The sequence below is a fragment of the Oryzifoliimicrobium ureilyticum genome, assembly GCF_037199735.1.
Classification (GTDB): domain Bacteria; phylum Pseudomonadota; class Alphaproteobacteria; order Rhizobiales; family Rhizobiaceae; genus Rhizobium; species Rhizobium ureilyticus.
This window is the reverse complement of the sequence record NZ_JBBBVQ010000027.1, coordinates 42555-64263: the sequence shown is the minus strand read 5'-3', so window position 1 is coordinate 64263 and position 21709 is coordinate 42555. Positions and strand designations below refer to the sequence as shown.

Sequence of the window (21709 nt, the reverse complement as noted above, 5' to 3'; positions counted from 1 at the left end):
ATCGAAGACGCTCATCCATGACCGAAGTCTCTCTCCACGGCATCTACACCTCCCGATAAAGTCGGAAAGTGTAACCCATGTCTCCGGTACGATTTGTCACCTATCTCTCAGGTCGCACACCTTAAGTTATTGAAATATATTAGGGTGCGACCGGTCGAGGATGGTGGCAATAACCGGAACGGCTGTTTCGCGGCATTTACCTGTTTAGTGTAAACTTTCACACATGGCAGCTCACGACCCGGTTGCTGACACAAAGTGCTATGGATTATCTTCTGGCTCATGACCAAAGAATACTTGCTGGATGGGTCGAAGATTACGTCGCTTGAGGCATTTTATGATCAAGTAAGTGAAAGGCTCGTTCCAGGTGCAGATTGGGGCCGAAATCTTGATGGCTTCAACGACATTCTGCGTGGAGGCTTCGGCACACCTGAAGGGGGATTTGTCCTTCGCTGGACTCATTCAGAGGTGTCTCGGACAAATCTGGGCCATCCGGAAACTGTGAAGCAGTTAGAGAAACAGCTGAAACGCTGTCACCCTAGCAGTCGAGCGCATGTCCGAGCCAACCTAGCCCGAGCGCGAAAAGGGCAAGGGACCACTGTTTTCGACTGGCTTATTGAAATCATCCAAATTCATAGTGCCGGCGGTGACGAGGCCAGAAATAATGTTAAGCTCGTTTTGGAGTGATTGTCCGCTTTCCGCCGCTCGTCAGCCGTGTTTGCATCAGCTTTCTAGCGGCTCATCGCGGCCCGATATGACGTATGTTTGCGACAGCTCATTCGCAAGGTAAGACTTCTGGTTCGAAATTCCTGAGTGAAATCACCGAGCCTGTTCTTGGTCGCACTTGTCTCTGAGTCATTAGAAACGTTTTATGATGTTGCAACTGCAGGGCCTGCCATATATTTCCTAACTGTCTAATTTAACGTATTTTTTTCGATGTTTCTTCTGCACCTAGCTCAAGGTGCGGGGATGGGATGTTCTCTGTTAGTTTCCTGTCTGCCGTCTCGGCAAGCTTTCTCTTGTCGGCATTCTCTGTATAGAGCGCAGCCTTCGAGTCCCACGACCATCAGAAAAGCGCCTTCAGTTGCGCCTTGCTGCCAACTGCTGGGCGACCATTCTCGGACGCCCTCCAACTTTCCGAATTCACCCTGGATCGTGGCCTTGAGCGCCAGCGCTGGTTTCAGGCGCGCTTAGCACACGCTTTTACCCGAAATTTTTGCTGCTTTATGCGCTTTCAGCGCAGCCGCTCTGCATGCCACCGGAGATGGTCATCCATGAAGGTGGAGATGAAGTTGTAGGAATGGTCGTAGCCCTCGTGCAGGCGCAGTGTCAGGCCAATGTCCGTTCCTTTCACAGCCTCCTCTAGCAGCCAGGGTCTTAGCCCCTTTTCCAGAAAGCTATCTGCTTTTCCTTGATCGACGAGAAATTCAGGAAACCGATAGCCATCTTTAATCAGCAGGCACGCATCGTATTTTCGCCACTCTGCCTTGTCTGGTCCAAGATATTTTTCCAAGGCGGGTGCTGACCAATCCGCTGTGGACGGTTCTACGATCGGAGCAAAGGCCGAGCAGCTTTTGAAGCGGGACGGGTTTTTGAGTACGATCGTCAATGCACCGTGACCGCCCATGGAGTGTCCGAATATACTCTGTCTTGTCAGATCGGCAGGAAATTCTGCTGCAATCAAGGCCGGCAGTTCCTCGGTAAGGTAGGTATACATCCTGTAATGGGCCGACCAAGGCGTTTGCGTTGCATCAAGGTAGAAGCCGGCGCCTTTGCCCATTTGCCAGTTGTCCGGCTCGTCTGGAACGTCGTGTCCACGGGGGCTGGTGTCTGGACAAACGATGATCAGTCCCAATTCCGAGGCAAGACGGCGATACTCACCCTTGTCCATGACATTGGCATGGGTACAGGTCAGGCCTGAGAGAAACCATAAGACCGGGCAGGGTGCGCGATTTGCCTGTGGAGGCACGAAGACCGCGAAGGTCATGTCACAGTCGCAGGTCTCCGAACGGTGACTGTATACACCTTGGCTGCCGCCAAAAGCGAGGGATTGGGATATGATGTTCAACTGTCGTTCCTAACCATCAGATTGCGCTTTCGCGCGACGGCAAAGCCGGTCGAAAACTTCCAGGAATTGCGACCGGTCGCGAGCGCTAAAAGGAGCATTGAAACCGCGGCTTTCACCTGTTTCGCGCAGATGCGCAGACAGATCGCGCATGGCGCTTGCCATTCCGATATTGGCCTCGTCGAAGACCCGGCCAGTCGGTCCGGTGACTTGGGCGCCCGTTGCGACACAACGTTGCGCCAGCGGCACGTCGGCGGTGACCACAAGGTCACCCCGTCCCGCCCGCTCGGCGATCCAATCGTCTGCCGCATCAAAGGCACCTGACACGATAATGTTTTTCACCATCGGGTCGCGCGACGGCCGTAGTCCGGAATTGGCAACAAACGTGACTTCAAGGCCGTGGCGTTCCGCGACCTTGAGAATTTCCTGCTTTACCGGACAGGCATCGGCATCGACATAGATCATGGGCGTCGGCAAGTCGTGATTTGCCTTTCAGTAGAGCACGACCGAGCGGATCGAATCGCCTGAATGCATCAACTCAAAGCCCTTATTGATGTCTTCCAGCGGCATCGTGTGAGTAATCATGGGATCGATCTCAATCTTGCCTTCCATGTACCAGTCGACAATCTTCGGCACATCTGTGCGCCCACGCGCGCCGCCAAAAGCGGTGCCCATCCATGTGCGTCCTGTGACGAGTTGGAACGGCCTGGTTGAAATCTCCTGTCCAGCACCCGCCACGCCGATGATCACGGATTTGCCCCAGCCGCGATGCGAGGCCTCGAGCGCTTGTCGCATGACTTTTGTATTGCCGGTGCAGTCGAACGTGTAGTCAGCCCCGCCGATCTGATCGGCCCCGCGTTTTGTCAGATTGACGAGGTAAGGTACGATGTCCTCGCCGACTTCTTTTGGATTGACGAAATGGGTCATCCCGAAGCGTTCGCCCCAGGCCTTCTTTTCGTTATTGAGGTCAACGCCGATAATCATGTCGGCACCGGCGAGCCGCAGCCCCTGGATCACATTGAGACCGATACCGCCAAGCCCGAAGACGATGGCAGTCGCACCGATTTCGACTTTTGCCGTGTTGATCACCGCGCCGATACCGGTGGTGACGCCGCAGCCGATGTAGCAGATCTTATCAAACGGCGCGTCCGGATTGACCTTGGCGACTGCGATTTCGGGTAGGACCGTGAAGTTCGCAAAGGTGGAGCAGCCCATATAATGATGGATCTTATCCTTGCCGATCGAGAAGCGGCTCGTTCCGTCAGGCATCAGCCCCTGGCCTTGCGTGGAGCGGATGGCAGTGCAGAGATTCGTCTTGCGCGAGAGGCAGGACGGGCATTGCCTGCATTCCGGCGTATAAAGCGGAATGACATGATCGCCCTTCTTTACGGATGTGACGCCTGGGCCGACATCGACAACAATCCCTGCTCCTTCATGTCCGAGAATCGCCGGAAAGAGGCCTTCGGGATCGGCACCGGATAATGTGAAATCGTCCGTATGGCAGATACCAGTCGCTTTCACCTCGACCAGCACTTCTCCAGCCTTGGGGCCTTCCAACTGGACAGTCATGATTTCGAGTGGTTTACCGGCTTGTGTAGCGACCGCGGCACGAACGTCCATTCTGGCGAACTCCCTTTTGATGCGTTTTCGCATTCTTCGCATGTGATCGCCCAAGGCCTCAAGTGAAAAGCCAGAACTGCTTCATTTAATTCCCTTTAGTCTGCTCCGATGGTCGGTGATTCCAAAAATACACATCATCTGGTTGATTGGCAGGTTCCGGAATCTGCTGGCGAAAGGCGCAGCCATGGGCGTCTCGCTCTTTTTCCGGCACTATCAAGTTGATCGAGAAGCTTTTGCCAGGATGGATCGTTCTTGCCGACGCGCGTCAGCGATCCGATCTGGTGGATAATGTTCATCGTTTGATCATTGACTCTGCTCATGCGTTCTCCGCCTCCACGATGAAGGATCCGCAGAACATAGGCTGCGTCGTCTTCGGTGATGTCGGGATAGTCTATCCTTCGCATCTGCCGATAACTGCACTTCATGCCTTCGATCGCACATCGCAGTTGATCGATAGCAAGATTCTGCACATCACCCTGGCTATCTTCGGCAATATCCAGCAGCGCTATGAGAAGTCTGAGCTGCAGTGGAGTTTCAACAACGCCATCATGAGAAAGAATATGGATCAACCAAGCAGTCTTCTCCGGTGAGATGATGCCGCCTCTCTGACAGTGCTTTGTGAAATAGCTTGGCGCTTCAGCCAAAAGAAAATCGTGCCAAGAGGAAATGTGCAGGCCAAGGAGCAGCAGGGTTTCAAAGTCACGTTCGCTGCTAATTTCCCTGGCAAAGAACCTGCGCTGAAGGCGAAAATACTCATTATCGTGCCCGTAGCGTTGGGCGCGAATCCGCTCGTCCATTCTTTATCTCCAGGCTTCATCATGAAGCCGCGGCCCGCATCTAAGCGATCAGGCTTTTACCTTCCGCGAAAGAAATCGTTTAAATTGATCCAATTGACGCTTCCGATATCAACTCGCTGTGCCGTGAGAACCAGGCGGACTGTCTGAGCGTTGTACGAGTCGTAATCGTGCAGATGTTGGAGGCATTCTTGGCAAGCAAGCTACGCTACCGGCGCAATCCGAACGCGCCTAGGCCGTTTCTATCCCGCAGAGTGAGGTTGCCTAGCATCGCGACTGCGCTGGTGGTTGCCATGACCTTTTGGATTATGGGCTCCGCGCCTTCCTCCGCTATGGATAGTCTCGGTGCCTACACGTGGAAAAATAGGGTACTGATTATCGCGGGGCGAGTTGATGATGAGAAGTTACGGCGGCAAATAGTTCTATTGCAATCGCACGGAACTGATCTTGCTGAGCGGGATTTGGTCGTGCTGCAGATCGGCAGAGACGAGCTGAGGACACTTTACGGTGACAAGCGTCGAACAAACCCAAAGGCCGTACGACAGGAAGCGAACATCACTGGTGAGGCTTTCCAGCTAATTCTTATTGGAAAGGATGGTGGCGTGAAGTTGCGACGCGACCAACCCGTTTCAGCGGATGAAATCTTCTCTATCATCGATGTGATGCCGATGCGGCGTGCTGAGAAGACGAAAAGCGACGCAGAGTAGCCGTTTCTGTCGGACAGAGCGGGCGTGGGCATGCTGCCAGCACTCTTTCGACAATAGAAGATGAGAATGGGTAGAGGCGAACCGGGTGCGTTAATGCGAATAGAGCTTCTTTGGTTGCCGCGGCGCAGGAAAACCTGGATTGCTAGATCGAAGCGGCACTCGACGACGCAACGCTTTGCGATTCCTTCGCCTGTAGGCGCTCGCGCCAGATGATAAAGAGACCTGATATCACGATAATAGCGATCCCGAGCCATTTGGATGCGGTGGGAAAATCTCCGAAGAGAAGATAGCCCAAAATCGTTGCTGAAATGATTTCGAAATACTGGAACGGTGCGAGCAGCGATAACGGCGCCATCCTAAATGCCCGCACGACCAAGAGGTGCACGTATCCAGATATCGTTCCCAATGCGAGCAGCAGGAAAAGGCCGAGGAAGGAGGTCGGCAAGGAGGGTTCGAAATCTCGAACTTCCAGGCTGTGGCCAATACAGAGCGCCAGTCCCATAAAAGTGGTACCGCCTACGCCTGCCATGGTCTGCATTGTCAATGGTGAGTCTGATTGGCCGATCGCGCGGTTCATAAAGAGATAGAGCGTAAAGAGGAATGCACAGCATACCGGCAACAGAGCCTTCAGTCCGAAAATCTCGTAGCTCGGCTGTATGATGATCATCGCTCCGCCGAAGCCAACTGCAATCGCCAGCCACCGGCGCCAACCGACTTTATCACCAAGGAATAGAGCGGACATGACCGTAAGCATGAACGGCTCTACAAAATAGATCGCGAAGACATCGGCGAGCGGCATATATTTGACAGCGACGAAGAACAATAGGCTCGCGGCACCGTGAAGAACGCCGCGAAGAATGTTCATCGCAGGGCGCTTTGCCTGATAAGCCTTGCTGCCCATAAAAATGATGAGAAGAGGGAGTGTGCAGACCAATTGGAAAAAGAATCGGTAAAACGTCACCTGGCCAGGCGACATCGCCTCGAAAGTCGCCATGTATTTGGCAATCGCGTCCATCATCGGCAAAACAGCCATCGATGCAGCCATGATCAACATGCCGCGGACAGGATTCTCGGGAGTAGAAGTCTCAGACATGGCACGTCACGCCGCTTACGGCTGCCTCCCGATCATCATATAGATCGCTGTCTAGAGAAGATGGTGCGGTCGAGAAGACTCGAACTTCCACGGGTTGCCCCACAGCGACCTCAACGCTGCGCGTCTACCAATTCCGCCACGACCGCATCGTGGTAGGTGCCGATTTGCGCCGGCAGGGCAGCGTGTAGCAAAAGCATTTCGCCAGCACAAGTGATCTGTGACAGTTTTTTTGAAAAGCATGCCTACTGTTTGATTTGCTTGTGAAAACTCTCCATATACCGGCGCAGGAGCGAGGAACGCTCTATGCGTAAGCTGGAAAAGCACATGCTCAGAACAGAAATTCGACAATCGATGTTCCAAGCCGAGTCAGGCAATCCCGTGCGCTGGCGAACAGAGCCCGGTCTCGTTGACTATGACGAAGCTGTTGCGGTGATGGAGCAGGAAGTGGCGAGGATCGCCGATGGCGCCGACGAACTCGTATGGCTTGTCGAGCACCCACCACTTTACACGGCTGGAACCAGCGCTGATCCCAAGGATCTCGTGGCGCCGGATCGATTCCCGGTTTTCGCGACGGGCAGGGGGGGCGAATATACCTATCATGGCCCGGGACAGCGCGTTGTGTATGTCATGCTTGACCTGAAGCGTCGTCGCCAGGACGTGCGTGCCTTCGTAGCTGCGCTTGAAGACGTTATTATCCGCAGCCTGGATGCCATGAATATTCGAGGGGAGCGGCGTGAGGATAGGGTCGGGGTATGGGTTAAACGACCTGACAAGCAGCCGATGCCTGATGGTTCAGCAACCGAAGACAAAATTGCCGCGATCGGAATTCGCCTTCGAAAATGGGTCACGTTTCATGGCTTTTCGATCAACGTTGAGCCTGATTTGGATCATTTCAGCGGAATTGTACCCTGTGGTATATCTCAATACGGCGTAACAAGCCTTGTCGATCTCGGTCTTCCCGTTACGATGGACGATGTGGATATCGTGCTGCGTCAGTCCTTCGAACAGGTGTTCGGACCTACAGCGATAGAAAAGCCTTACTCATAATTAAAAAGAAGAAGGGCAGCGGATCCTCCTCGCTGCCCTTTTTCGAAGAATGCTAGTGGGTAGCACGGCAAGCGTCTGTTTCGCTGGCACCGCTGTCCCCACCTGCTGTGTGTATTGTGTCTCTCTTGTAAAGCATGCTCTGGCAGTCAGGCAGCGCCCGCGTGCTTGCGGTTGCCATCTTGTCTACCTTTTGGCGTTCAATCCGAACGGGGACAGTATCATTGCTGTCGGCAATGCTTTCGTCCGAATATTCCATCTGTCTGCTATTCTTGTAGGTGACATGCTTCATCGGTTCTACCTTCTGTGGAACCGTATCGTTGCTGTCGGCAATGCTCTCGTCGGAATAGCCCGGCTGGGCGTAAGCCGCGCCGGAAAACAGAGCTGCTGCAATGAAGGTCAAAGCTAGTGGGGCGGCACGCATGTGATATCTCCTCATTCACAAATTCCCCTGGCGCCTGCCTAATGCACGCCCGAATTGAGGCGACAATCTGGCAGAAACGCGTCGCCCCAGTCTCGTTTGTTCACAGTTTGATCACGCTCGCGTTAGCCGGCCAACAATTAATCTTCGTTAGGAATGTGAGCGTCTACCCCGATTGTCTCAAGGCGGTTTCGAACGTGCTTTACTCCCTTTGTTCCGAGCGCTACAAGTTCGGCTTTGCGCGATATGGCCAATGTATCGACAGATCCTTCAAGGGTAATGGTATGGCCGTCCGCGTGAACATCGATACTGTCGATGTCCAGATCCTCTACCTCTTCCAGCCGCTCTGTCACACGGGCCTCAAGGTCGTCCGCGTCTTCTCGATTTATCGCCTCGGGGGTCAGCGAATCGCGCAAACCTGGTTCACGGCCTTGTTCATCGACGGTTTCCGTTCTAAATCCCGGATTGGACTCCGCATCGAAATTAACGCCGTTTCCATAGGGTTTGTTATTGGCTGAGCCGTCTCGCGATGTGCCCTCGTCTGCATAGGGCCATCCTTCCGAAACATCCCGCTCTTCATAATCACGATAGTCTTCTTCACGCGTCGTTTTGCCGTTCATCATTTTAATCTCCCTGCGTTTCGAGTTTCTAACGTCCGGGAGGAAGATTGGTTCGAAGCGGTTAGCGGTGAGACTTCTCCCACTTGCGGATGAGCCTTTCGCGTTTCAAGCGAGAAAGACGTTGAAGCCAGAATATTCCGTCAAGTTGATCGATTTCGTGCTGAAGGCATGTCGCGAGAAAGCCGTCGGCGTCAGATTCGTGGTGCGTACCATCGAGATCGTAATAAGCAACGCGGATTGATCTTGGTCGTGAAATCTCTTCCACCGCACCCGGCATAGATACGCTGCCTTCTTCATGGACTGCGATCTCGGGAGATGCGGATAACACCTTCGGATTGACGTAGAATTGCGGCTCCTTCTGTCGATCCAACTCGATGACGACAATACGTTTGGGGACGCCGACATGTGCAGCGGTCATGCCAACGCCGGGTGCGGCCCGCATGGTTTCCAGCAAGTCTTCCGCTAAACGCTTCAAACGCGCATCGAATTCCGTCACGGGCTCGGATGGCAGTTTCAGGCGTGGGTCGGGGAAGCGGAGAATGGAAAGAAGAGGCATCTGTTTCCCCTGAGTGACAGCTGCCTGCATTTAAAGACGCCTAAGGTTTTTGTCATCATCTCCTCTCGGCGTTTCGCTTTAACCTGTGTCTACGTGGCCCTTTGACGCCCATTTCGGCATTTTCGGATGTCAGAGCTTTTATTGCCTTTAAGATTGCCGCTTCTAAATCTTCAAGGGCGGTCAATGGGGTAGGGAGCATAATGGTGACGACGCAAACGAGGCGCACTTTCGAGAGGTCGTCTTCAGAGAATTTCGCCATCTACGATCAGGACGGCAACATTCGCAGCGACTTTATGGCGCTGGTTTTGGACGCGGTCGAAGGCAAGGATCAGCATCTCGTCCAATCGCGTGTCGCTAGCCTTCATGAAACCGAACTCGGGCATCTCCTCGAGTCCATTGAGCCAGCTCAGCGCTCCCCCTTGATTGAACTCCTCGGCGATCAGTTCGATATGACCGCTTTAACGCACATCGATGACGCGATCCGCCGTGAAATCATCGAGGTCATGCCTAACCGCCAGATCGCTGCGGGAATTGGCCGCCTTGAATCGGATGATGCGGTTTACATTCTCGAGGATCTGCGTCGTGAGGACAGAGACGATATCTTATCGCAGCTCCCCTTCACAGAGCGTGTCAGGCTCCGGCGGTCGCTGGAATATCCTGAAAGCTCCGCAGGTCGGCGGATGCAGACCGAGTTCGTTGCGGTGCCGCCGTTTTGGACCGTGGGGCAAACCATCGACTATATTCAGGAAGATGACAGGCTGCCTGACAGCTTTACCCAGGTGTTCGTTGTCGATCCGACGTTCAAACTTCTCGGCAGCGTCGACCTCGATCAGATTCTACGTGCCAAGCGCCCGCTCAAGATCCAGGAGATTATGCGCGATACCGCCCACCCGATCCCAGCACAAATGGACCAGGAGGAAGCAGCGCATCTCTTTGAGCAATATGACCTTCTATCTGCCGCCGTGCTGGACGAGAACGGTCGCCTTGTCGGCGTGCTGACGATCGACGATGTCGTCGATGTCATTAACGAGGAGGCTGATGAGGACATCAAGCGGCTCGGCGGCGTGGGCAATGAAGAACTGTCCGACAACATCTTTTCAACGGTGCGCTCTCGTATCCTTTGGCTCCTGGTCAACTTGGGAACTGCCTTGATATCGGCCAATGTCATCAGGCTATTCGACCAATCGATCGAAAAGATGATTGCGCTTGCCGTCCTGATGCCGATCGTAGCGTCCATGGGCGGAAATGCGGGAACGCAGACTATGACCGTTACGGTGCGCGCTTTAGCAACCGGGGATCTCGATATCTATAATGCGGCCAGAATCATCCGGCGCGAAGCTGGTGTCGGCATTATCAATGGCGGGCTTCTCGCCGTTGTAATGGGAGCAATCGCCAGCGTCTGGTTCGGAGACCCGCAACTCGGTTATCTGATCGGGGCTGCAATGATCATCAATCTCTTTGCGGCTGCGCTCGCTGGTATTCTTCTGCCGCTATCGCTCGACAAGTTGGGGGCAGATCCAGCGATTGCCTCGTCTGTCTTTGTCACGACGGTTACTGATTGTGTCGGCTTCTTCGCCTTTCTTGGTCTGGCGACTTGGTGGTTCAATCTGTGAAATCGCTAATAATTGACTTTTACGTAAAAGTTCTTCACAGTGCTGGCGGATGGAGATGCCATGCAGGTGAATAAATTTTACACGATTACGGAGCTAACGCGCGAGTTCGGGGTATCGACCAGAACACTGCGCTTCTACGAAGATGAGGGCCTCATTCATCCTGAGCGCCGCGGCAGGACAAGGCTCTTCCGCCCTGCAGATAGACGGCTCATCCAGGAAATCCTGCGCGGTCGAAGAATCGGCTTCACGATCGCGGAAATCCGGGAAATCATACAGGTTTACAAAGAGCCGCCAGGCGAGATGGGACAGTTGAAGCTTCTGATGAAGCGCGTCGATGAAAAGCGCGAGGAATTGCGTCGCAAGCGCAAGGACATCGACGATACGCTCATCGAACTTGATAATGTTGAGGAAGCGTGCCTTGGGCGCCTTGCAGACCTTGGCGTTGGAACGTGATCTCACCTTACTATCTGTTTCAAATTCACTTCGGCAGACTTCTCGCCAACTCATAGAGATAGCAAAACGGGCAACACGCTTTTGCTTTGACAGCGGCGCCTGATCAGGGGTCCGGCAAGCTTCGTGCCGGGACTTCAATCATGGATTGTCATTGCCGAGACGCGGCACTGCATTCTCCCGCAAGTGATAAAATTCGTTCGTCATCCTGCTTGATCGCGCCCGACTGGAAAGGTGTGAACAGGTTCTGCCCCTGAAGCTTGTCCAGAGTGCATTGGCAAAAGCTGCGGCATAGCGCTTCGCCTTCCTGCGCCCTGCAGGAAACGTTGCAGCTGTTTAAGTAGGATTGGATAGGATCGGCTTTAGGTGGCGGTAAGACGAAAGTCATGCTCCAGGCGATCGCAATCAGGATCGGCTGATGTAAAAGGTAAAAGATCAAACTGTGCCGACCCAGCCGCGCAAGCAGGCTGGTGCCTGTTCCAACTGCCGCCAGCTTTTCTGCCAATCTGCGTTTCAGTCCGATCCGGGCGAGCGTCAGGCCGATAAGAAACGGCAGAAGCCAAGGAAACAGAGGAACGAAATCGTTCGAACGAACGGGCGCTTCGGCTAGGCCCGTCCAAGCCAGATAGCGTGGATCGAAAACGTCCGAACGCCATAAGTGCCAGTCTGTAAAGGTATCTGCGCTCCACACGCCAAGAAACGCGAGCGTTATTAAAATCGTGAGCGCGAGCGGAAGTCGTAGGAAGACAAGGCCCACCAATGTAGCAGCCGCAATGCAATGCAGGATGCCGAAGAATATCCACTCACCCGGCGTGAAGAAGAAGGTCGCAACGGAGATCAGCATGGCTGAACCGGCAACCAGCGCCAACCGCTTCCAATAAGCGTTCCAGCGCGGCGCAGGTGTGCTCGCCAGAACGAGGCTCACGCCGACCAGAAACAGGAACGTCGACGCGATCGCACGCGCATAGAGCTTCAGCAACCCCGTTTCGGCCGTTCCAGGGGCAAGATAGCCCATGAACTCGAGATCCCAGGAGAAGTGGTAGCTTGCCATCGCAATCAGCGCGACACCGCGCAAGGTGTCGATCAGGCCAATACGCGGCGGTCTCGTAGACAAGTCGTTCTGAGCCGAAACGGCCATTTACAGATCCTTCGTGAGGTCGTTTGCCGATGTCGGCAGGATGGGACGCTGGCCCGAGCGATTGCCGGGCGTGGGCGCGGACGCATCCATGATGGCAAGGCGAGCCGATGAGAAAAACTGTCGCCGTGTCAAAACTGCGATGACAATGGTGGTGGTCAACATGAAGACATAAGGATTGACGAACCAGCCGAGATAGCCGATCGACAAAAATATTGCGCGCAGCCCCTCGTTGAAGTGACTGCCAGCAATGACATTCATCCTAATCACACGTTCGGCGGCTCGTTCGGCGGCGTAAGGATCCTCACTTGCGTCGCCTGTCATTGGAATGGCGCCGAACAAGATCGTGCAGTAGTTGAAAAGCCTGTAAGACCATCCGAACTTGAAAAAGGCATAGCCGAACAACACCGCAAGCCCACCGACTTTGAGCTCGAAGCCTGCGTGTCCGCCGTAAAAGATGAAGGGTAAATCCGCAAAGACCGCGTTGACCTTTTCTGTTGCTCCTAAAAGCGCAAAACAGCTTCCCATGGCAAACATTGACGTCGAGGCGAAAAACGCAGTGCCATTTTGAAGCCCGGACATAATCTGTGTGTCGATCATCTTTAGATCGCGCCGCAATGAATTATATATCCATTCACGCCGACGCTCGATCATCGCGTGGGTCAAGCTTGTCCTGCCGAAGAAACTTGCGCCGGACAACAAGCGGCTGTAACCAAACCACAGAAGGCCGAAGAAACACAGAGCGATATAGTCGGTCGTTGTCATGATGGATTACTGATTCAGCTCCTTGCTTGGCGGCGTCACTCTACAGATGGAGAAAACAGCTGCAATGATTGTCTCGTCAATCTCTTGCGGTTTTCCCATGTCGCTAGCGCGAAAGGCGATGTCGGGCGGTCGACTCATCTTGTCGTTCTCTTCACGTAGCCTTGGATGATCTATTTTTGAGGGAGCTCTGATGTTTCTGTCCGTCTTCGACGTTTTCAAAATCGGCGTGGGCCCGTCGAGCTCCCATACGATGGGTCCGATGTCAGCTGCCAACCGGTTTCTTGACCTCATTTTGTCCGATGAGTGGCCAAGACCCGCGGTCGGGGCTCAGATCACTACGATCCGCGTCAGCCTCCACGGCTCTTTGGCCCACACCGGAATTGGGCACGGAACGGGCAGGGCGGTGATCTTGGGTCTCATGGGGGAAAATCCGGATCAGGTCGATCCCGATTTGATGGACACCATCATCGCCAAGGTCGAGCGTTCGCAGCGTATTACGCCTGCTGGCCACCCCGCCTATAATTTCAATCCTGTCACCGATCTCGTTTTCGATAAGCAACATCCTCTTCCGGGTCATGCCAACGGAATGATTTTCACGGCCCTTGACCGCGACGAGCGCATCCTCCTCAAACGCGTCTACTATTCCGTCGGCGGCGGTTTCGTTGTGACCGATACCGAACTTGATCAGATGCGTGCCTACAAGAAAACTGCTGCCGCTGCGGTGAAAGTTCCCTATCCATTTTCAACGGCAAAACAAATGTTGGAAATGGCGGCGCGCTCGGGGCTCTCGATCGCGCAAATGAAACGTGTCAACGAAGAAGCCCACATGTCGCCTGAGGCGTTGAATGAAGGGCTTGATCGGATCTGGGACGCCATGCGTGCCTGCATAGAGCGGGGGCTCAAAGTCGAAGGTATCATGCCGGGCGGATTGAAAGTTCGCCGGCGCGCCAAGCAGATACACGAGAAGCTCGAGGCAGAATGGCGCAGCAACAGACCCAACCCTCTCTTGGCGAATGACTGGCTGAGCGTCTACGCTATGGCGGTCAACGAGGAGAACGCCGCAGGCGGGCGCGTCGTCACCGCGCCCACCAATGGCGCTGCCGGCGTTATTCCCGCGACAATTCGCTACTACGAACATTTTCATGAGGATTGGGATCAGGAAGGCATCCGGACCTATCTTCTGACGGCGGCCGCCATTGGCGGAATTATAAAATTCAATGCTTCGATATCGGGCGCTGAAGTCGGATGCCAGGGTGAAGTCGGTTCGGCCGCCGCGATGGCCGCCGCCGGACTTGCGGCCGTGATGGGCGGTTCGCCGGAGCAAATTGAAAATGCTGCGGAAATAGCGCTCGAACATCATCTCGGGATGACGTGCGACCCCGTCGCAGGGCTTGTGCAGGTCCCCTGCATCGAGCGCAATGCCCTCGGCGCCGTCAAGGCTGTTACGGCCGCATCCCTTGCGGTGAAAGGGGATGGCAGTCATTTCGTACCGCTCGATGCCTGTATCGAGACCATGCGACAGACGGGCTACGACATGAGCGAAAAATATAAGGAAACATCGACGGGGGGCCTAGCTGTCAACGTCGTCGAGTGCTGATCGGCCTGTTTTCGGTTTCCGCTCTTGACGCTTTTGTGGAAAAGGATTTCAAGAGCAGCATGCCTCTACACATGATCAAATTGTGCGTTGGTGCCGATTCTGTCGATGATCTTCGCGAGTGGGTTGCCGAGCGCTGTTTTCAGGCCATCGGTGCCGGTTTGGAGCCACACTCCTACCACATCACTCGGATGGTGCCGAAGCGCGTCGATGAGTTGCTCGATGGCGGCTCACTCTATTGGGTCATCAAAGGGCAGGTGCAAGCAAGACAAAAGTTGCTCGGCATCGAGACATTCACAGACAACGAAGGGATTTCGCGCTGTAAGCTGCTTTTAGCGCCGGAGGTTGTCGAGACAGTCGTGCAGCCAAAGCGTGCTTTTCAAGGATGGCGTTACTATCCCCAGGAAGATGTTCCGCGCGACCTTTCGTCTCTTGATGCTGGAATTGCCGAAATGCCCGCAGACCTTCGCCGCGAGCTTGCCGAACTCGGATTGCTGTAAGACCTCCTTCTTCAGCGAATGCGAAGGACAACAGGTGCTGGCTTGCCGGAGCAGGTCACGTGCAGGTGGATATCGACTTGCGGTTGAGAATAACGCCAAGCGCGCGCGCCGTGGCAGAGCAGCAACCCAATGAGATCTTTGGTTTTGGCGGTGCCCGCTTTTTGCCGTTGCAGACCGATTTCTGCGATGCGCATGGCCGCCTCATGCAGCGGGTGCAATGCCCCCAACGGCCTTCTGGCCTGTTTCTGCCGGTCGACCGGAAAGGTCGGGCTATTTTCGTTGTTTCCCATCTTCGTCTCCTACGCACTACAAATTACGAGACTGCTTGGTGATGGCCGCATCAAAGCGGCCTTTGACGCGCACATGCATCTAAGATGCAAAAAAGAACGCGCTAACTTTCGAATGTCCTCAGCTCCATCACCATCCGCTATTGAGCCGAAGCCCAGCATTTGATCCCGGAGCGCTTAAGCGCCTTACACGCGGTTGATGCCTCACGTTCGCCAGCAAAGCCGCCGAAACGGGCCCGATAGCTCCCGGAATAGGCAACCGCGAAAGGTTTGGCGGAAGCAAGCGCGCTGCCGCCCTTGACGCGCGCTGCGTTCAGCATCTCCATCGCTGCGTCATGATTTGCGGCAACGCCGATCTGCACAACCCAACCTTTTGGCTCGTCCGCGGATTTGGTCGACGCGGTAGTCAAATCGTCGATGTTCGAATCGCGCTCGGCCACGGCGGTTGGCTCGGGAGATGCGGCAGGTTTTACGATTTGCGCCTTCACTCTCGTCGGAGCGGGTAGGGGCTGGCTGAGAAGCGGGTTGTCAGAAGAGGTCGAACCTGTTTCAGCAAAAGCGGTGGTTGCAGAGGCGGTTTCCAGCCGGGGCTCAGGTTGAGGTGCGCTAGCCGGCAGACTGACCTTCGCAGTTGCCTGGGNTCGTCGGAGCGGGTAGGGGCTGGCTGAGAAGCGGGTTGTCAGAAGAGGTCGAACCTGTTTCAGCAAAAGCGGTGGTTGCAGAGGCGGTTTCCAGCCGGGGCTCAGGTTGAGGTGCGCTAGCCGGCAGACTGACCTTCGCAGTTGCCTGGGGAGCAGGAAGTTCCTGCACGGGCGCCGGGACCGAGGGCCGGCGCGGGGTGACATTCTGGGCTATGAGGTCATCTTTGCCGGCGCGCGATGCTTTGGGAAGATAGGCTGCAATCAGCTTGCGCATCTGCAGATCACGCGCAGGCGTTGACGCAGCACCAAGTACGACGCCGACAATCGAGCGCCCTTCAATATGCACGGACGTCGCCAGATTGTATCCAGCGGCGCGGGTGTAACCGGTCTTGATTCCATCGACGCCAGGAACCGATCCGATCAAGCGGTTGTGCCCATTGATGGTGCGGTTCCCGAGCTTGTAGCTCGTCTGGGAGAAGAAGCCGTAATATTCGGGGAAATGCTGACGCAGAGCAATGCCAAGCCGAGCCTGATCACGCGCCGTGGTCATCTGGGCCGTATTGGGCAAGCCATTTGCATTGCGATAAGTGGTTCGAGTCATGCCTAGCGCATGCGCCTTGGCGGTCATCATCTGAGCAAAGCGCTCCTCGCTTCCGCCGATCAGTTCTGCGAGCGCCGTAGCGGCGTCATTCGCTGACAAGGTGACCAGGCCGAGCATGGCGTCGTGGACGGTGACCTGGCCGCCTGGGCGGATCCCAAGTTTCGTGGGCGGCTGCGACGACGCGTGCTGCGAAAAGGGCACGGGCGTGTCCAACGTAATGCGACCCTTCTCCAACGCTTCGAACGTCAGATAGAGCGTCATCATTTTCGTCAGTGATGCTGGATACTGCAGCCGATCGGCATTTTCGCTGTAGAGTACGTTGCCGGTCTGCGCATCAACGACGATGCCAGCATAACGTGGATTGTTCGCGTGGGCAGGATTGACCGCGCTTGCAGCGATGATGATCGCAAAGGAAAGGGCTGCACTTACTCTAGCCAGAAAATTGGCGGCATAGGATGGCGAAAGGTGGGAGACGGACGTTGACACTATCTAACTCTTCGCTTGCATTTCAATTTTAAGGTCGATTTCTGCGCGCCCTAACTCGCAGAGGCCGTTGATGCGCATCTTAGTCAGACGGGGTTACCAATCCGTTTATGCTTAATCATTTGTTTCACCTCACGGGAGGTTTTTAGCGGCTTGTTACGGTATAAGGCGTTTCGAAACATAAGTCGTGACGGCCTCGTCGATCTTCCGCCAGTCGTTGAGGTGCAGACTCGAGAAGCGGTACAGAACGCTCATTCCCTTGCCGATCGCGACATCGCGCTGGCAATCGGCGCTCGTCGATTTCTCTAGCGATTCAGGCAAAGTGCAACGCACGACATAATCGGGTTGACCGGGCCGCGAGGCTGTCAGGAGCACTTCGTCTTGATAGCCCGCTTCTTTCTTTAGGGTGTGGAGTGTGAGACCCGCTACGAATAGCTTGGAAGGGCCTTCCGTGACATGCTTGTAAATTGGCTCAAGCCGCCCGGACATGTCGCGAGACATGATGGCCTGGGATAATTGAACGAAGATGAGACCGGTGGACTGCCGCATGTCATCAAAGCGGAGGCGATTTTCTTGCGAATAACCTGCCATCTCCGGCCATGTCAGGCCAAGGTTGATTCGGTCTGCAGATCCCGCTTTGCGTTGCGTTGGAAATCTAATGCTGTTTGCCGGAAGGAGCATCTTGTCCTGGCCGATCGCTATCAGGAAGGGCTTCGGGCTGTCACTATTACCTGCAAGGGCAATACGCCCGCCAAGCCAGCGCCCGCCAATACAGATCGAGAGTGTGAGCGTAGCAAGGATTGCCATGCCAAGCAGCAAGCGGGTGACGACAGCCGCATCGATAAGCGGCCTTCCTTCAACTGATGGAGAGGATACGGAATGCACGGGATCGATCTTTCCGATTTGGACCGCCGCTGGAAGAACATGAGTCGCCGGTGTACGCGTCGGCAGGATCGTGCAGGGATGGTTAATAATTAGTTGATTGAGTTCAATCTGGGCTGTAACGGCACCACGATCTCTTCCCCTCTTGAGTTGCTCGATCTTACGTTCAACAGTGACATCTAGTTTTCTGCAGGAGGAGCGTTGCACTTATGGCCTATCCACTCGATCACCTTGTGCTTCCGGTCGCGAATCTGAGTCAGGCGCGCGATCGCCTAAGCTGCCTCGGCTTTACGGTGGCTGCCGGGGGTCAGCATCCTTTTGGCACTGCAAATGCCTGCGTATTCCTCGCCGACGGCACATATCTTGAACCGTTGGCCGTTTTCGATCCATCGCTGTATGAGGAGGCGATGAAAGCTTTGAATAGCTTTATTCGCCGTGATGAGAGCTACCGGACAAGATGTGGCGAGGACGGTTTTTCGGCAGTGGTGCTCGCGACTGACAATGCTCTAGAGGATCACGAAAACTTCGAGATGCTGGGTTTGAGTGGTGGTCGGCCGGTGGAATTTTCAAGGCCCATCGTCTTACCGGACGGACGTCATGTTCAGGGCGCGTTCCGTCTGGCATTTGCTGCCGATCTTCGCTCACCGGAAATATTCTTTTTTACCTGCCAAAGGCTCGTCGCCTTTCCGTCAGACCGGCGATCGCTGGAAACCCATCTCAATGGGGTGATAGGCATGAGAACAGTTGTCTTATGTTCGCAGACGCCTAAAAGCTTCGCTCCAGTCTTGTCGGCCGCGACAAACATTTCCTCGACGCGTCGAACCGCTTTTGGGCTTTCCATCAATTTACCCAATGTGGAGTTGGCCGTGATGACGCCGGATGGAGTGGAGGGACTATTCGATTATGCGCCAGCGGTGCCGAAAGGGGCTTTGCAAGCGGTTGCGATCGTCTTCCGCTCGTCCAATCTGGCCGTGACAGAGTCGCATTTGGCTGCTAACGGGATCACATATACGCGAAAGCAAGAGCGCATTTTGGTAAAGCCAGCGCCAGGACAGGGCGCCGTCTTTGCCTTCGAGGAGACGGAATGAGTCATACGAATTCGGAAATCGTCGTTGGAGAAGGAACTGCCAAGGTTACTTTCTCGAACAAGGGGCGGCTGGCTCTTATCGCGGGCCCTTGTCAGATGGAAAGCCGAGACCACGCATTTATGATGGCCGGCGCTCTGAAAGAGCTGACAGACAAGTTGAAGATCGACCTTGTCTATAAATCGTCGTTCGATAAGGCCAATCGTACATCCTTGTCCGGTCAGCGTGGCATGGGCCTCGAAAAGTCGATGGAAGTATTCGCCGACCTCAAGAAAGAGTTTGGCTTCCCGGTTCTGACCGATATCCATACGGAAGAGCAATGCGCAACGGTCGCAGAGGTCGTTGACGTTCTTCAAATTCCGGCATTCCTCAGCCGGCAAACCGATCTTCTGGTGGCGGCAGCTAAGACCGGACGGGTGATCAATGTCAAAAAGGGCCAGTTTCTGGCACCTTGGGACATGAAGAATGTTCTTGCCAAGCTCAACGATAGCGGCAATGCGAACATTCTGCTGTGCGAGCGCGGTGCGTCCTTCGGCTACAATACTCTCGTCTCGGACATGCGCTCGCTACCCATCATGGCAGGCATGGGCGCCCCCGTTATCTTTGATGCGACCCATTCGGTTCAGCAGCCTGGAGGGCAGGGCGGCTCGACCGGCGGTCAGCGTGAATTTGTGGAAACGCTGGCGCGCGCTGCCGTCGCGGTAGGGGTAGCAGGCGTTTTCATTGAGACTCACGAAGATCCCGATCACGCACCGTCTGACGGTCCGAATATGGTGCATCTGAAAGATATGCCGCGGCTTCTCGAAAAGCTATTGGCTTTCGATGCGATTGCGAAAGGCTGACATCAAGTTGTCATGACCGAAAAACAATAAGGGACGAAGCTTTGCTGCGACGGGTGGTTTGGTGAAAAAGATCCTTACGCCGATCACCATCATGCTCTAAAGAATTAAACCGATTTAATTCACGTGGAATGGAGAACTCATGACTGTCATTACCGATATCATTGCCCGCGAAATTTTGGACAGCCGCGGCAATCCGACCGTCGAGGTAGACGTTTATCTCGAAGACGGTAGCATGGGCCGTGCGGCTGTTCCATCGGGCGCTTCGACCGGTGCACATGAAGCTGTCGAGCTTCGCGACGGCGGCAAGCGCTATCTCGGTAAGGGCGTTGAAAAGGCCGTGGAAGCGGCAAATACAGAGATCTTTGACGCGATCGGCGGCATAGATGCTGAAAACCAGATCCAGATCGATAATCTTCTGATCGAGTTGGACGGTACGCCCAACAAGTCGCGCCTTGGCGCGAACGCGATCCTTGGCGTGTCGCTGGCTGTGGCAAAGGCGGCGGCAGAGGCTGCGGGCCTTCCTCTTTACCGCTATGTCGGCGGCGCTGGCGCTCACCTTTTGCCAGTCCCGATGATGAATATTATCAACGGTGGCGCACACGCCGATAACCCGATCGACTTCCAGGAATTCATGATTCTGCCCGTCGGTGCCGAGTCGATCCGTGACGCCGTGCGCATGGGCTCCGAAATCTTCCATACGCTGAAGAAGGAACTTGGCGCACAAGGTCACAACACCAATGTTGGTGACGAGGGCGGATTTGCGCCAGGCCTCAAGAGTGCGCCTGAGGCACTCGACTTCATTATGAAGTCTGTTGAAAAGGCCGGCTTCAAAACAGGCGAAGACATCTATCTCGGTCTTGACTGCGCATCGACCGAATTCTTCAAAGACGGCAAATACGTCATGGAAGGCGAAGGCCGCACGCTCGAATCGGAAGCCATGGCCGAATATCTTGCACAGCTTGCTGCAAAATATCCGATCATCTCGATTGAAGACGGCATGGCCGAGGATGATTGGGAAGGCTGGAAGATCCTCACCGACAAGATTGGCAAGACATGCCAGCTGGTAGGTGACGACCTTTTCGTGACCAATTCTGCTCGCTTGCGCGATGGCATCAAGATGGGCGTTGCCAACTCGATCCTCGTCAAGGTCAATCAGATCGGTTCGCTCACCGAAACGCTCGATGCTGTGAACACGGCGCACAAGGCTGCCTACACGGCGGTCATGTCCCACCGTTCCGGCGAAACCGAAGATTCCACAATTGCCGATCTTGCCGTCGCAACCAATTGCGGTCAGATCAAAACCGGATCCCTGTCCCGTTCGGACCGGTTGGCCAAGTACAATCAGTTGATCCGTATCGAAGAAGGCTTGGGTCCTCAGGCGCGCTATGCAGGTCGCTCGATCCTGAAGATCTAATCGGTCTTTAAAACTTGAGTATTGAAGGGCCCGCGCCGGAAATGGCGTGGGCTTTTTCGTTGCCGATACGACATAGTCAACGGACGGTTAATCTCTCGGCGCTAGTGTCAGTTCATATGATTTTATGCGTGACCGAGTGAGCATATGTGGACCAAGTATCATCGCGAACGAAAAATTGGGCGGCTCGTACTTCCCGCGATGACGGTCGCTTTTCTCTCCTATTTCGGTTATCATGCGATCCACGGTGATTACGGTCTGCGTGCGACGGAAAAATTTGAGCGCCAGCGCATTGTGCGTTTGAAAGAACTGGCGCTCCTCAAGTCAAAGCGCGAGCAGCTTGAGCGGCAGGTGTCCCTCTTAAGCGATGGATCGCTCGATAAAGATATGCTGGACGAGAAAGCCCGCTTCCAGCTTAACTTTTCGCGGCCAGATGAAATCGTAATTTACAATTCCGCTAAAATTAACTGAAATCAGGTTAATCGGCAAAAGCCATTTGAAAT

At 54.7% G+C, this 21709-nt stretch carries 23 protein-coding genes, 1 tRNA gene and 1 pseudogene; 11 read left to right on the top strand and 14 right to left on the bottom strand.

Annotated elements, in window-relative coordinates; all coding sequences use genetic code 11:
* Positions 1-279 precede the first annotated feature (279 nt).
* The gene (locus tag VQ830_RS25645; RefSeq protein WP_337270995.1) at positions 280-684 is read left to right on the top strand and encodes a barstar family protein; all 405 of its coding nucleotides are present in this window, start codon (positions 280-282) and stop codon (positions 682-684) included.
* A 547-nt stretch (positions 685-1231) separates the two neighbouring features.
* Here VQ830_RS25645 and fghA read toward each other — a convergent pair.
* The 4 genes from fghA to VQ830_RS25625 form a co-directional block, all read right to left on the bottom strand.
* On the bottom strand, positions 1232-2065 hold the full coding sequence (fghA, locus tag VQ830_RS25640; RefSeq protein WP_337270994.1) for an S-formylglutathione hydrolase: 834 nt from the start codon (positions 2063-2065) through the stop codon (positions 1232-1234).
* 9 nt (positions 2066-2074) lie between these two features.
* On the bottom strand, positions 2075-2527 hold the full coding sequence (locus VQ830_RS25635; protein ID WP_337271000.1) for a YaiI/YqxD family protein: 453 nt from the start codon (positions 2525-2527) through the stop codon (positions 2075-2077).
* A 27-nt stretch (positions 2528-2554) separates the two neighbouring features.
* Positions 2555-3682: an S-(hydroxymethyl)glutathione dehydrogenase/class III alcohol dehydrogenase gene (locus VQ830_RS25630; RefSeq protein WP_337270993.1), complete on the bottom strand. Its 1128-nt coding sequence runs from the start codon at positions 3680-3682 to the stop codon at positions 2555-2557.
* Between the two features lie 134 nt (positions 3683-3816).
* Entirely contained in the window at positions 3817-4479 is a 663-nt protein-coding gene (locus VQ830_RS25625; RefSeq protein WP_337270992.1) for a hypothetical protein, read from the bottom strand.
* A gap of 290 nt (positions 4480-4769) precedes the next feature.
* Here VQ830_RS25625 and VQ830_RS25620 point away from each other — a divergent pair, with 290 nt between their 5' ends.
* A complete protein-coding gene (locus tag VQ830_RS25620; protein WP_337270991.1) occupies positions 4770-5183 on the top strand; it encodes a DUF4174 domain-containing protein in 414 nt (137 codons plus the stop codon).
* A gap of 142 nt (positions 5184-5325) precedes the next feature.
* On the opposite strand, the gene VQ830_RS25615 is transcribed toward VQ830_RS25620, so the two are convergent.
* Positions 5326-6276 carry a DMT family transporter gene (locus VQ830_RS25615; RefSeq protein ID WP_337270990.1) on the bottom strand — a complete coding sequence of 317 codons (951 nt, stop codon included), beginning with the start codon at positions 6274-6276 and terminating at the stop codon, positions 5326-5328.
* Positions 6277-6337: 61 nt separating this feature from the next.
* A tRNA-Leu gene (locus VQ830_RS25610) sits at positions 6338-6422 on the bottom strand.
* A 178-nt stretch (positions 6423-6600) separates the two neighbouring features.
* Between VQ830_RS25610 and lipB the strand changes: the two genes are divergently transcribed.
* Entirely contained in the window at positions 6601-7323 is a 723-nt protein-coding gene (gene lipB / locus VQ830_RS25605; protein WP_337270989.1) for a lipoyl(octanoyl) transferase LipB, read from the top strand.
* Positions 7324-7375: 52 nt separating this feature from the next.
* On the opposite strand, the gene VQ830_RS25600 is transcribed toward lipB, so the two are convergent.
* From VQ830_RS25600 to VQ830_RS25590, 3 genes are all read right to left on the bottom strand, one after another.
* Positions 7376-7744, bottom strand: coding sequence for a hypothetical protein (locus VQ830_RS25600; protein ID WP_337270988.1), 369 nt, complete (start codon positions 7742-7744; stop codon positions 7376-7378).
* A gap of 137 nt (positions 7745-7881) precedes the next feature.
* Complete coding sequence (locus VQ830_RS25595; RefSeq protein ID WP_438618702.1) at positions 7882-8364, bottom strand: BON domain-containing protein; 483 nt, start codon at positions 8362-8364, stop codon at positions 7882-7884.
* Between the two features lie 58 nt (positions 8365-8422).
* On the bottom strand, positions 8423-8917 hold the full coding sequence (locus VQ830_RS25590) for a peptide deformylase (protein ID WP_337270987.1): 495 nt from the start codon (positions 8915-8917) through the stop codon (positions 8423-8425).
* 200 nt (positions 8918-9117) lie between these two features.
* On the opposite strand from VQ830_RS25590, the gene mgtE reads away from it, so the two are divergent.
* Positions 9118-10530 (top strand): magnesium transporter, encoded by a 1413-nt coding sequence (gene mgtE / locus VQ830_RS25585; RefSeq protein WP_438618700.1) that lies wholly within the window; start codon positions 9118-9120, stop codon positions 10528-10530.
* Between the two features lie 60 nt (positions 10531-10590).
* Positions 10591-10983, top strand: coding sequence for a MerR family transcriptional regulator (locus tag VQ830_RS25580; protein WP_337270985.1), 393 nt, complete (start codon positions 10591-10593; stop codon positions 10981-10983).
* A gap of 148 nt (positions 10984-11131) precedes the next feature.
* Here the strand turns inward: VQ830_RS25580 and VQ830_RS25575 are convergent, their stop codons facing one another.
* Entirely contained in the window at positions 11132-12118 is a 987-nt protein-coding gene (locus VQ830_RS25575; RefSeq protein ID WP_337270984.1) for a heparan-alpha-glucosaminide N-acetyltransferase, read from the bottom strand.
* A complete protein-coding gene (locus VQ830_RS25570) occupies positions 12119-12880 on the bottom strand; it encodes a DUF599 domain-containing protein (protein ID WP_337270983.1) in 762 nt (253 codons plus the stop codon). It abuts the gene before it with no gap.
* 190 nt (positions 12881-13070) lie between these two features.
* On the opposite strand from VQ830_RS25570, the gene VQ830_RS25565 reads away from it, so the two are divergent.
* On the top strand, positions 13071-14477 hold the full coding sequence (locus VQ830_RS25565; protein ID WP_337270982.1) for an L-serine ammonia-lyase: 1407 nt from the start codon (positions 13071-13073) through the stop codon (positions 14475-14477).
* A gap of 59 nt (positions 14478-14536) precedes the next feature.
* Entirely contained in the window at positions 14537-14974 is a 438-nt protein-coding gene (locus VQ830_RS25560; protein WP_337270981.1) for a DUF1489 family protein, read from the top strand.
* Positions 14975-14985: 11 nt separating this feature from the next.
* Here VQ830_RS25560 and VQ830_RS25555 read toward each other — a convergent pair whose 3' ends face one another.
* The 3 genes and pseudogenes from VQ830_RS25555 to VQ830_RS25540 form a co-directional block, all read right to left on the bottom strand.
* Positions 14986-15264 (bottom strand): hypothetical protein, encoded by a 279-nt coding sequence (locus VQ830_RS25555; protein ID WP_337270980.1) that lies wholly within the window; start codon positions 15262-15264, stop codon positions 14986-14988.
* 137 nt (positions 15265-15401) lie between these two features.
* A pseudogene (locus VQ830_RS25545) lies at positions 15402-16989 on the bottom strand (serine hydrolase).
* Positions 16990-17142: 153 nt separating this feature from the next.
* Positions 17143-17871, bottom strand: coding sequence for a hypothetical protein (locus tag VQ830_RS25540; protein ID WP_337270978.1), 729 nt, complete (start codon positions 17869-17871; stop codon positions 17143-17145).
* 206 nt (positions 17872-18077) lie between these two features.
* On the opposite strand from VQ830_RS25540, the gene VQ830_RS25535 reads away from it, so the two are divergent.
* The 4 genes from VQ830_RS25535 to VQ830_RS25520 all read left to right on the top strand — a co-directional run bounded on the left by VQ830_RS25535 (position 18078) and on the right by VQ830_RS25520 (position 21677).
* Positions 18078-18956, top strand: a complete 879-nt coding sequence (locus VQ830_RS25535; RefSeq protein ID WP_337270977.1) for a VOC family protein — start codon at positions 18078-18080, stop codon at positions 18954-18956.
* The gene (gene kdsA / locus VQ830_RS25530; protein ID WP_337270976.1) at positions 18953-19795 is read left to right on the top strand and encodes a 3-deoxy-8-phosphooctulonate synthase; all 843 of its coding nucleotides are present in this window, start codon (positions 18953-18955) and stop codon (positions 19793-19795) included. The genes VQ830_RS25535 and kdsA overlap by 4 nt, the downstream gene beginning before the upstream one ends.
* A 139-nt stretch (positions 19796-19934) precedes the next feature.
* Positions 19935-21209 carry a phosphopyruvate hydratase gene (gene eno, locus VQ830_RS25525; protein ID WP_337270975.1) on the top strand — a complete coding sequence of 425 codons (1275 nt, stop codon included), beginning with the start codon at positions 19935-19937 and terminating at the stop codon, positions 21207-21209.
* A gap of 144 nt (positions 21210-21353) precedes the next feature.
* A complete protein-coding gene (locus VQ830_RS25520) occupies positions 21354-21677 on the top strand; it encodes an FtsB family cell division protein (RefSeq protein ID WP_337270974.1) in 324 nt (107 codons plus the stop codon).
* Positions 21678-21709: the final 32 nt, after the last annotated feature.